The organism is Streptomyces sp. NPDC091271, assembly GCF_044757505.1.
In the GTDB taxonomy this organism is placed as follows: Bacteria; Actinomycetota; Actinomycetes; order Streptomycetales; family Streptomycetaceae; genus Streptomyces.
The window spans coordinates 498,960-510,843 of sequence record NZ_JBIVVD010000004.1 but is presented as its reverse complement, the minus strand read 5'-3'; the positions used below and the strand labels follow the sequence as shown (position 1 = coordinate 510,843).

Below are 11,884 nucleotides of genomic sequence, written 5' to 3'. Positions count from 1 at the left end.
ACGTCTCCAGCAGCCGCCGTAAAGGACACACCGTAGCTGCCCTTCCAGAGCCATCAGCAAGGCCTGGGGCTCAGATGCCAAGAGACATGTACGCATCCGTGCGGAGGCTGGGCGCGACTTCCACTTCGTCTCAACAGCACCTGCCATGCCACTCCTGGAGCTCAGCGACCAAGCCCGCCGCTCCGACGGCTACGCCGCCTTCGTATGTGACCGGCTGACCAACGGAGCCCCAGAACCCCTTCACCGAACTCTCCTCGCCAAAGATCTGCGGCTCGCCGGAACCGCCTGGCGAATACTCCGCTCTCTACGCAGTGATCCGTCCGGCGTCTGGACGTTCCAGTCGTCCGGTCGGCGACCCCGTGGGCTGGATGGCCCAGTCGCTCGCAGAGGACTCCGCCCCGTGGATTGCCCTCCTCCACCGCGCGGAGATGTCGACGCCGACTTCGGCCATCGCCCGGACGGCAGCGGGGTTGATCTCATTCGCCGGGGGTGGAGCTGGCGGAGCGGACTTCGATGCGGTCGCGCACGAATCGAATTCCCTGTCCTTCATCGGTCTCATCTGCGTCGCCCTCGCCTGGCGCCGTCGTTTCACCCGGACCTGAACACTGCCTTTACATACGCGACGGCTCGCCACGCGTTCCGCAGCGGGCCGTCGCGGGTGAGGCGCTCTCGACATCGGCTGTGTCGGCCCCACCGAGCCAGGATGCCGAAGGCTGCGAGCTGTTCGAGGACCTCGCACTCGCGCAGTTCGGGGAGCTTGGCAAGGGATGCGGGTGCCGGAGTAACAGCCTTCGGCGAACGCCATGGCGCCGTGGTGGACGCTGTCGAAGCTGTTGCTGCCGTCGTCGGCTATGAGCCTAAGCTGGGCCTCATCCTGTTTGACCGTCAGCGAGAAGACGTTTTCGAGGAACTTAGTCTCGCTGATGTCCTTGCGGCTGACCTCGTTTTGGGTCTCGGCGTCGAGGAGGCCCAGACGCCCGCATCAACCGTGAGGTCGAGGCGGCCAAGCCCGGTGAACGGTCGGCTCCAGAAGGTAGAGCTGCTTCTCGTCCTGGACGAGGACGTCAAGCATGCGCAGCTCTTCCAGAGCCTTTCGGGGCTCGGGATGATCATCCTGGAGGAACTCCACCAGGTCATCCCACGGCAGGGGCTCATCGAGGGCGACCATCACGGTCAGGAGCGCGTGCATTTCGGGGAACGTCGCGAGCCCCAGGCCGTCCAGGAACTCGGTGCCGAGTGCCCCAGACTCGACCTCCTTGCGGATATTCTCGCAGATCGTAAGAACGGGGCGGCCCTGACGCGCCTGTGTAAGAGCGACGTCGAGAAGCATCGGCCACCCCCCGGTGGCGTCCATGAGCCGGTTGCGGGCTTCCGTCTGGGTAAAGGGCACGAGCGCCTCCACTTCAGTTGCCCAGCTGCTGATTCCTTCGGGAGTCACCCGGCGCAAGGGGATCAGGACGTTGTCGGGATCGAACTCAACGGCAAGGTCACGATGCTGCTGATTGCTGGCGTCAGCGAGTACCACGACGGTCCGGGTGACTCCCCGGGGCGGCTGGATCGTGGCTACCTGCCGGAGCCTCACCCTGATCTTCTCGACATCGTTGAAATGGCTGAGCTTCCACACCACGATGCGATGCAGGGGGCCCGGCTTACCCGTCCTGAGCAGCTCCTTGTAGTGGGACGGTGATGAGGACGAGACGATGGTGTCCAGCTTGGAAGGGGCCCTGCGCTGCTGGTCCTCCAGGACGGCAAAGACGGCGTCCAGGCTGGTGGCGGCGCTTCCGATGACGATCCGCAACTCGTTCCCCGGGTTCGTGAGACGGGCGAGCTGCTGCTCGGTGAGAGGGCTGACGCGCCCGGGCGCTGCATCGTGGTCGACATCGGCGATGGGGCGCCGTGCCTGTGCCGCAGTCAGCTTGGTCAGCGGCTTCGAGGTGTCGTGGTTCTCCAACGCCTCCTCGATGGCACTCTGGTTTCCTAGGAGACGGAGAACATTCGACGAGCGCAATCTCCAGCCCTGCGGATCGCCGGCAAGGATACCCAGACCGGTCATCTCCTCCAGCAGTGCGCGGAACTCGTCGGGGCCCTGCCCGATGAATCCCTCCGGCCACCAGTCGTCACACGCCTTGCTCAACACCCTAGTGGTGATCCGGCGGTCGACGCCATCCAAGTGGGCTTCGAGTGCCACGACGAGCGCGATGAGCTTGTAGCGGGGGTCCAGTTCGAGGGTCAGGTTGATGGTGTTGCGCGTACGGTCAGTGAGGTCCTGTGATCCGATGACGCGTTCCAGAACGGCGTTGTCAATGTGCCACGGCGGAGTGCCCGGGGCGGGCGGTGTGGCAACACGAGTATCGAGGGCCGCCCGCACGAGTGCCTGTCCTACGAGCTGGAGCAATTTGGGATGGTAGTTGCAGTAGGCGAGGACCCGGTGGACGAGCTCGTCGGGAATCCGCACTCCCAGCGCTTCGAGGGGCTGCCTGACGAGCCGGAATGCCGGTGCGGGTGCCAGCGGTCCGATCACCACGGGCTTGCCGAAGTGGGCGTCGTAAAGGGGCTGATTGGGCAGCCCGGAGAACCGCTGCACCTGGTGGAGGCCGGCGAAGACGGGCTTGAACCTGCGGTCGGTAGTGCTCATGAGTTCACGCAGGCGGGTCGTCTGGGGAAAGTTCTCCTGGGCTTCGGCGTCGAAGAAGATGTCGCACTCGTCGAACAGCACGAGGAGACGCCGGGTGGAATCGTCGTCGAGCCAGCTGGTGATGGCGGCGGTGACGCGCTGTTGCGCTGTCCCGCGCCGGGCCTGCTGCGACGGCACAATGTCCTTGCGATCGAGTTCCCGGCTGATCATGTCCCACAGCTCGTCCGTCTTCTGACCGAGGCCGAGGGTGGTGGGCAGCGGGATGTAGAGAGCGACGTGCCCCGGCGTAGTCTCGAACCGGCGTGCGGCGGCGCGCAAAAGTGCCGACTTGCCAAGCTGGCGTCCCCCGTAGAGCAGTTGGGCGCCCGTCGTGGATGTGATGTCGTTGAGCTCTTGCTGACGTCCGTAGAACATCTCGCTGGGGACGGACTCGTTAGCGTCAGGACGGTACGGGTTGGTGGCGGCGAACGGCGCGAGGACACGCTCCGTGGTGGTGAACCGGTTGCTGGCCTTGGACGCCAGGTAGGCCAAGGCTGCCGCATCCAGACACAGCAAGGGCCTCATAGGCTGCTTGGCTGTCTGCAGGGCGAGTTCACGCCGGGCGGTGGCGGACAGCGTCCCCAGGACGACGACGAGGACGGGCTGCGTACTGGTGTCCTGGTCCACCCATGCAGTCAGCGTTGTCACATCCGACACATCGGGGGTCAAGAGCACGCGCAGTCGGCCACCCGCCTCGGAACCGAAGGCGGGGAGTCGGCACCCGCCCAGCAACTGGACATCGGTCAGCTCGAACCACTTGCGATTGGGGGCGTACGAGCCGACCGAGCGTTCACCGCCGTACTCGATGCCCGCGATGCGTAGTACGCCGCGGAGCGGGTGGTTGTTGTTCTTCTGCGTGCGCCAGTTTCTGAGAAGCTGGGCCCAGGAACGGAGGGTCTCGGCGGTGGTGTTCCGCTCACGGGTGCGTAGTTGGGAGAAGGCCAGGCCAGAGTGCGTGCCGCCGGTCCCGACGGCCTCGACGAGTTCCGGAGTGATGCCCTCGGTAAGGCTGTCGGGCCCCGAGGGGAAGAAATGTTCGAGGTCATTTTCGGGCGCCGAGGTGGGCGGGTGCTCCCCGGTGAGCGCGGTGAGCAGGTAATCCTCCGCCGTTGCCAGATCCCCTGCCCCGACCAGCTGCGTGATCTTCGTCATCACGTCGTCCGGGACGACGCCCACCCGGTTGTTGTTGATCTCGCCCCTGGCTCGTTGCATGAGATCCGCCGTGGCCCGGTCGGCCAGCTCGGGCATGCTCTTGACGATCTCGTCGAGCTGCCGGTGGACGCCGCTGAAGTCGTCACCCGCCAGATCGGCTTCAGCGGCTTCGACCCGTGTAGTGATGTCCGAGCGCCCCGGTTCGGGAAGGCGGCCCTGTCGAGTAGCGGTCGCCACCTCGCCCCGGACCTGGTCGATCGCCACACGTGCCGCGGTCAGCGCACGCCCCCGGGCCTGCTCGATGTCGTCCCGAAGGGAGTTGTCGTCTTCATCGGACTCCCCTTCGACCGCCTCCACCGCGACCCGGGCCGCGGCGAAATTGCCAGCCATCGCCTGTCCGCGTGCCGCCTCCGCCCACGAACGGGTCCAAGCGCTCTCGATGTCATCAAGAGTCACCGTACGGGCCGGCTTCAAGGTTCGTGTCAACGGCAACTCGGGGCAACGCAGCAGATCAGCGTGTAGAGCCTGGTCCGGCGCCGGTTCGGTTCCGGGCAGTGTGGCGCCGTCCAGTAGTCGGATCGTGGTCCGGACACTGTCCAGAACCGTCTCGGTGATCGTCGCGCTGAGTGGCTGGGAGGCCATGTCGGCATGTGCGCGCAGCTCGGTGTAGGCGTCCTCGGCCTGAGCTCGGACGTCGCGGCGCAGGTTGGTGAGAACACTGTTCAGCACGGGCCCGCGGGCTACGGCACGGGTAGCCAGAAGCCAAGTGTTGACAATGTCGAGCGACTCTGTCGCGTACTCAAGGATGCGGCGACGGGCGGCGCCCTGCAGTACGGCGCCCTTGATCTCCTTGCGGAATTCGTAGTCGATGGCCTTGAGTTCCTTGCTCAGCGCAGGCTGGGTGAGCTTGCGCATCTGGGCGGCCACCTGATCGGCACAGTCACGTCTGTCGTCAGCCGCCGCGACAACCAGCGACCCGATCAGGCCATCGGGGTTCCACCACTCACGGACGATCTTCTCCGCACGGGGAAAGTGGAGGCTCCGTGGTGCCGCGAGGTGCAGACGGGCGTCTTCGGAGGCCCGGCTGACTTCAGCGTCAGCCTCAGTGACGCTTTCCAGCACGTTGAGACCACCGACCGCGGTGAGCTGGCCGCGTGCGGAGGCAGTGCCCACCGCACGGCATAGCTGCTGGAAGTGCGTCATCCCGGCGCACGTGTCGGAGAGGGCGTTGACCAACTCACCGGCGTTGGGGTCAGCGGTGAGGAGAGCCGCTCGCAGGGCGGCCGCGAGCAACAGCATGCGCTCGTCCTGGCCGGTTCCGCTCGGTTGGCCGCTTTCCCCCTCGATCCGTTCGCGTACGGCACTGGCGCACGGCCCGGTCTCGGAACGGACGCAGTGGGACAAGTGAAGCGTTGCCAGTGCCTGCTGGAGAGGTGAACGGCCGGCGGCGCGGGCCGCGTGACCCGCCAACGCGAGTTCACCCGAGGAGATCAAACGCCTGATCAGTTCAGTGAAGAGGGGAGCGGGCTCCGGTGGATCGAGTTGAGTCGCGGGCGGTGCGGGAACCGCCGTCTCCTCGCTGTCCGCCACTGTCCCGGGTATCGGGGGCACGGTCGCGGTCGGGGCGGGAACGGAAGTAGGAGCGACCACCTCAGCCTGTGGAGCCGTCACGGTCACAGCTGGTCTGTCAGCAGCGCCGACGGTGTCGGGGTCGGGTGCCAGCGTCGCGGGAGGACGGGCCGTTTGCGGAGTCGGTGCGCTTACCGTCGGCTCCGGGGTGTCACCTGAAGGGGATGTTGACGCGGTGACCTTCCCCCGCAGGATCAGTGTGGCGACGCTGCTGATGTCCTGAGACGCTTCCTTCAGACGAGCGTGGAGATCATCGACGGTGGCGTCGTCGTCGCTGGCGTTGGCGTCGGCCAGTTCGACGAGGAGCCGGAGGTACTCCGTTTCGTCCGCAGGTGCGTCGAGCAGACGGATTGCCTGTTCCCGGACGGCCTCCAGTGGTGTGCTGCCCGGGGGACCCTGGAGTTGGGCCACGCGTAGCATCGCCACCCGGTGGCGGGCCCGCTCGGACTGCTCAACCGCAACCGTGTTCGCCGCAGTGGACAGTGCGCGAACATTGGCCGGGTCTGGTGACGGGAGCACGGAGGCCCTGGTTCTGAGATCTTCGTGCAAGGCCAAGGCGGCCGTGCGCAGAGCCGTGAGCGTGTCGATATCGTCCTGGGCGGGTGCTCGTTCCTCGGATAGATGCGTGGTGACGCGGTGCGCGGCGGACCGCGCGGAGGCGAGCAGCGCATCCAGGTCCTCGGCCCGGCGTTCCCAGTCGGCAGGCTCCGGTGTCCGCCCCTCGGACCATGGTCCGGCCGCGGGACCGGTGCCCTCGGCGGTCTCCATGCCGGGAGCATCATGCGCATGCGGCAAGAGGGGACGCCAGGTGCCTTCCAGAGCAGAGCAGGCGTCGATGACCTTCTGGACGTCGTCCTTCGGCCACGCCGGCATGGGGAACCGCTGCAGAGCGTGGCGCAGGAGTGCCGTGTAGCCGGGGCCGAAGAGGGGTGACGAGAGGGCCGCCAGCATCAGTTCCGGACGGGACTCGGAGAATGCTGCGACGGCTGCATCAAGTTTATGATCGTCGCCACGTCGCTCATAGTCGTCGACGACACCCACGAGTGCGGTGAGTGTGGGGTGGGAAATCGTGCCCGCGGCGCGCTGCTGAATCTCGGGGTTGCGTTTGCGCAGTGTCGCCAGACACTGTTCAGCCGCTCTCGGACTGAGCCTGGCGGAGGGCACTCGGAGCGTCTGCAGCATCCCGATGCGATCCCGACTGCGGACGCGCTGCAGCAACCGGAGCAGGACGGTGGCGTCGAGGGCGTCGAGCACGTCCCCCGTCGGATTGCCGAGACGCTCGATGGCCTGGCTGAGTTCCCGGGCCAAACCTGCTGGTGGGTCCGGCAGTTGAATCTTGGTCACTGCGTTTCGCGTCATAGTGGTGGGCCTCAAGTGCATCCCGTCAAGTTTTTTTCGTGGCAGGAAAAAAGTTGTTCGGTGCCACGGCGGTGGCCGCAGACAAAGGTGTAGCCGTCAGGGAGGGCGCTTCGGCTCCGGGGCCGAGCAATTGGACGCGCCACCTCGCATGACCGGTCCGCGCGTCACCGCTTGGCTGCTGCCCCGGGGGAAGCTTACGGAGACCAGGCGGCACGTAGTGTGCTTTTACATGATTTCGCAGCGCTTGGTGTTCAGGCGTGATCGGGAGCTTTCCCCTTGCGGACCTCTCATCGGTGGGCCACCAAGTGAACAGATCCGATTCACCTGTGACTTCTTCGCGTTCCAGCAGCCCTTGAGTGACCAGATCCTCACAGGTGTGGATCATCGTCCACACCAGCCGGGGCGGGATGGGGCCGGGACCGAACAGCGCGCGGCACTGAGCCGGTGGCCCTGCCGCGGGAATCCGTCGTCGAGGAAAAGACGTTGACCGGTGTCGACCCACATACGCAGCTCCGTCGTGCGCCGGAGCAAGTCGGCGACCGTGCCGAAGCTCGCGCCGAATCTGCTGGACGAACCGCTCCACTTTGGCGACGACGGCCCGTTCCTCTGGGACTGCGACATGGACGTACTGCGGCGTCATCTCGGTCTCGGCGGGGACGCCTTGCGGGGACAACGGTGGCCCCATGACAACGTGGTAGCGATCTGCCATACGGGGGTAATCCGTTTGCTCGTGCTTTGAACGGTGTGCGGGCCGGGCTCGGCTGATCTGACAGATACGGGCCCGCCATGGCAGGTGTGGTGTCTGAGGGGCAGGCTCGGGGACAGCCAGAGGTCGCACAACCGGTGTGGATCTCGGGGGTCGACCGCGAACGCGCGGACCTTTCAATGTCCGCGCGTGTGTTCGGTAACGAATGTGTAGCCGTATGGCAGTTCCCAACCGTCCGCCTTGCCGAGACGGCGGCAATAGTCGCGAAAGGCCAGGCGCTGGACCTCGCTAGGAGAGCACCCCGGGCGCAGGCGGCGCAGATGACCGGGAACGAACTGGACGCCGAGTAGCGCACCGCCCTCTTCCGCACCGCCCCAGGGGCGTATCACTCGTCGTTCCAGCGGTCGGTAGCCGATCAGCGCGATGACCGGCTGTCCATCGCACGCCGGGTGGTGGGGTTGCCCCAAGGCATCCCGGCTACCGAGGGCTGGTTCCAGCACCCGCTCCTCGAGCAGTTCCACAACGGCCGACTCGAGGGAGGCGGTATCCGCGCCGACCGGAAGCTGCCCGTACGCGGCCGTCGGCAGTGACACGCGGTCCATGAGGGCGTGTCCGTCCGGAGTGAGCAAGCCACAGCGCCGCACGGTGCGCATCACCAACTGTCGAGGGCCGAGTCCGGCCGCACTGTCTCCGTAGCGGTCGCTTCCCGGGACGTCTTCGCGGGTAAGCACACGCGGGTCGTAGCGATGGCCGGTCTCACGGTCGCCGATCAGTACCCGCTCGCGAAGGAGCCTGGTGGTCATGCGGATCGTATCGCCGCCGAGACTGCGGTGGACCTCGATCAGCAGCCCGGGGAAGAAGTCGAGCGGCCAGAGGATCCCGGTCAGCCGTGGCGCCTCCTGCTCGAGGCCGACAGCGACGTCCTGTTTCGCCTCTTTCTCGTTCACCGTCTGCCCCGGATGGCTCAGTTCCAGACGCAGAGTCGGGCACCGGTCCTGGGACCAGCAGAGGTCGTCTACGGCCTCTGAGGGCAGGGGGAACCAGCCGTCGCTGAGGTGGGCCAGTCGCAGGGGCGCCGACCAGACGACATCGGTGCCGTCGCTGCGCAGAAGCTCACCCGAGCCGAGAGAAATATCATCAGCGAGCGGCAGATCGACCGGCTCCAGGTCCATGCCGGGCTCAGCCTCCGAGGGGAGGGTCGAGGCCCAGCCGCGCCCGGCCGGCCTGAGGGGGTCCCCCGAAGGCTCTGGAGCCCCAGAGTGGAGGGACCGCCAGACGCCTCCGCTCTCGAAGGCGTCGTCAAGGGTGATCTGGGATCCACTCGCAAACAGGCCCTGTTCGCTGTCCCGTTGGATGACATCGGCAAGCGCCACGTTCGCCCGGCACACCGCGGCAGCGTATCCAGTTCCGGTGAGCAGATCCGCCGCCCCGGGGAAGGCGCGCAGCTTCGGGCCGACAGCGGTGTATACGGGGTGCGCGGAAGTGTGCATGTAACGCCGTTTCACCGGCACGGCCGCGTGCTCCAACGTCGCCGCCAGGGATCTGAGGTCGTCGCCGCCCAGCGGGCCAGTGTCCTGCCACCACTCGGCCAGGGAGGTTCTGGTCATGGCGTACTGGCCCCATGTACGCAGCAGTTCGCTGGAGTCGAGGACACCCCGGATGGTGTCGAAGATGCCGGCCAGTCCTGCCCACAGATCCTCGTCACGCGTCCCGCCGACCAGTTCGGCGAGGGAGACGGGCACGAAGGGGCTGAGTAGCTGGTCCCGGGCTGTGCTCAGCAAATGCTCAGCGTACGCGGCCAGTTCGTCGCGCTGGGCAGCCTCCTGGGAGGGGTAGCAGACGTCGACCACCAAATGTCCGTCCGCGTTGATCCATCGCTGACGGGTACGCAGGCGGTGGAGCTGGGTTGGCGAGAGACGCAGGGCTGGCCCAAAGGCATCGAGGTCGGGTACCAGCAGTTCCCTGCGTCTCGGCGCGCCCCCTTCCCCCGGTTCGCCCGGCCCTTTGGCCCCCGCGGGCGCTCCCGACACCCACGCGGGCACGTCACCGTGCGCACTCGCCTCAGGGTGGGCGCCCTCCCGGTAGACGATCTCCGCGAAAAGCGGATCCGACCCTGAGGTCACACACACCATCGCACCGACCGGCAGCACCGGGGCACACTCACCGAGGGTGACCACAGGAAAGTCCTCGGGGCGCAGCGGGCTTGCGCCGTACCCCTCGCCGCCGAGGTCGTACCCGAAATACGCAGCGTTGAAGGCAACCGCAGCGTGCACAGGCGCCAGACGGGCCGCCACGACAGCCTCAAGGTAACTTCGCAGCCGCTCCCGCTCGTGCTCGGGCACCGAGTCGTGCCCTACCGTCATGGCGGGCGTCAGCAGCGCCCGTTCCCCATACGGGTCGGGCACATCCACTCCACGCTGACTGTCCGCAGTCGGCTCATGCGGGTCCCCACCCATTGCACCTCCACCCCCACCACGAGCCCGCCCCGGCTCGTCTGCGGTGATTACGAAGCATATGCCCACTGCTGGCAGCCCTGTGGCACATTCAACACTTTGCCCGAGCACACAGCGGCCACTTCCTCACCAAAGGCCACCACCGACTGCCTCCCTCGCAGTAGCACAGGTCAGTAGCCATCAGCCACTCATAGCGGCAGGGCACAGCGTTCGATCCCTTCAGGGACCTCTGGTCAGCGGGGCCCAGCGGTCTACGCTCAGCGTGACCTACCATCGGGCCCCACCGATGCTCGCCACTTTGGACAGAACTTGACCTGCCGTAAGGATACCTGACGACACATCAGATTAGGCACAGCCGCGACCGCGCTGGAATCTGCGATGGAATTGAAGTCCCACAACGCATCCAGGAGTCTCTCATTGTGTGTACTTAACGGCGGTTCCTACCCCCTGAAAGCCTCCAGCAGCCGCAGCCACACCTCGCTGATCGTCGGATAGGCGGGCACCGCGTGCCACAGCCGCTCGATCGGCACCTCGCCTGCGACGGCGACGGTCGCCGAGTGCAGGAGTTCACCGATACCCGGTCCGACGAAGGTGACGCCGAGCAGGATCTCGCGGTCCAGGTCGACGATCATCCTGGCCCGGCCCTTGTACCCCTGCGCGTACAGGCCGGAACCGGCGACCGAGGCCAGGTCGTAGTCGACGGCGCGGACCCGGTGGCCCGCCTCTTCCGCCTCGGCGAGCGTGAGACCGACCGACGCCGCCTCCGGGTCCGTGAACACGACCTGGGGGACGGCCGCGTGGTCTGCGGTGGCCGCGTGCGCGCCCCAGCGGTCCGTCTCCAGCAGAGGGGTCTCCTGCGCGCGGGCCGCGATCGCGGCTCCCGCGATGCGGGCCTGGTACTTCCCCTGGTGGGTGAGGAGCGCGCGGTGGTTGACGTCTCCGACGGCGTACAGCCAGTCGCTGCCCTCCACGAGGCAGCTGTCGTCGACGGTGAGCCACGAACCGGGCCGGAGGCCCACGGTGTCGAGGCCGAGGTCGTCGGTGCGCGGGGCACGCCCGGTGGCGAAGAGGATCTCGTCGGTCTCCAGCCGCTCCCCGTTGTCGAGCTCGACGGTGACCGGGCCGTCGTGACCCGCCCTGCGTACCTCCTTGGCGGAGACGCCGGTCAGGATCCGCGCGCCTGCGTCGGTCAGCGCTTCGGCGACCAGCTCGCCCGCGAAGGGCTCCATCTTGGGGAGCAGGCGCTTGCCGCGGATCAGCATGGTCACCTCGGCGCCGAGCCCCTGCCAGACGGTGGCCATCTCCACTCCGACCACTCCCCCGCCCACGACGACGAGCCGGCCCGGGACCTCCTTGGCGCTGGTCGCCTCGCGGCTGGTCCACGGCCGGACGTCCGCGATGCCGGGGAGGGCGGGCACGACGGCCCGGCTTCCGGTGCAGACGGCGACGGCGTGCCGCGCGGTCAGGTGCTGCTCGGACCCGTCGGCGGCCGTGACGGACACCTGCCGTACCCCCGTCAGCCGGCCCATGCCCCGGTAGATGTCTGCGCCGACGCTGTCCAGCCAGGCGACCTGCCCGTCGTCCTTCCAGTGCGAGGTCTGCTCGTCACGGTGGGCGAGGACGGCGTCCGCGTCGAGCGGCCCCCGCACCGCGCCGCTCAGCCCTGGTACACGGCGCGCGTCGGCTCGTGCGACGACCGGGCGCAGCAGTGCCTTGCTGGGCATGCACGCCCAGTACGAGCACTCACCGCCGATCAGCTCGGACTCGATCACCGCGGTACTCAGTCCGGCCGCTCTGGCGCGGTCCGCCACGTTCTCCCCCACCGGGCCGGCCCCGATGACCACGACGTCGTATTCGCTGTTCCGTGCACCCTCATCAACAGTCATGCGAACAGTGTCCTCGTGGGTGTGC

3 protein-coding genes are annotated in these 11,884 nt (G+C 67.2%); all 3 read right to left on the bottom strand.

Annotated elements, in window-relative coordinates; translation table 11 throughout:
- Positions 1-982 precede the first annotated feature (982 nt).
- Positions 983-6,799, bottom strand: coding sequence for a hypothetical protein (locus ACIQM3_RS18865; protein ID WP_401625383.1), 5,817 nt, complete (start codon positions 6,797-6,799; stop codon positions 983-985).
- Positions 6,800-7,696: 897 nt separating this feature from the next.
- Positions 7,697-9,925: a hypothetical protein gene (locus tag ACIQM3_RS18860; protein WP_401625380.1), complete on the bottom strand. Its 2,229-nt coding sequence runs from the start codon at positions 9,923-9,925 to the stop codon at positions 7,697-7,699.
- Positions 9,926-10,413: 488 nt separating this feature from the next.
- Positions 10,414-11,859 (bottom strand): dihydrolipoyl dehydrogenase family protein, encoded by a 1,446-nt coding sequence (locus ACIQM3_RS18855; protein WP_401625377.1) that lies wholly within the window; start codon positions 11,857-11,859, stop codon positions 10,414-10,416.
- Positions 11,860-11,884: the final 25 nt, after the last annotated feature.

What these genes read in the sequence shown, in the direction of transcription:
- ACIQM3_RS18855 (WP_401625377.1), bottom strand. Translation starts at nt 11,859, where the DNA reads ATGACTGTTGATGAGGGTGCACGGAACAGCGAATACGACGTCGTGGTC.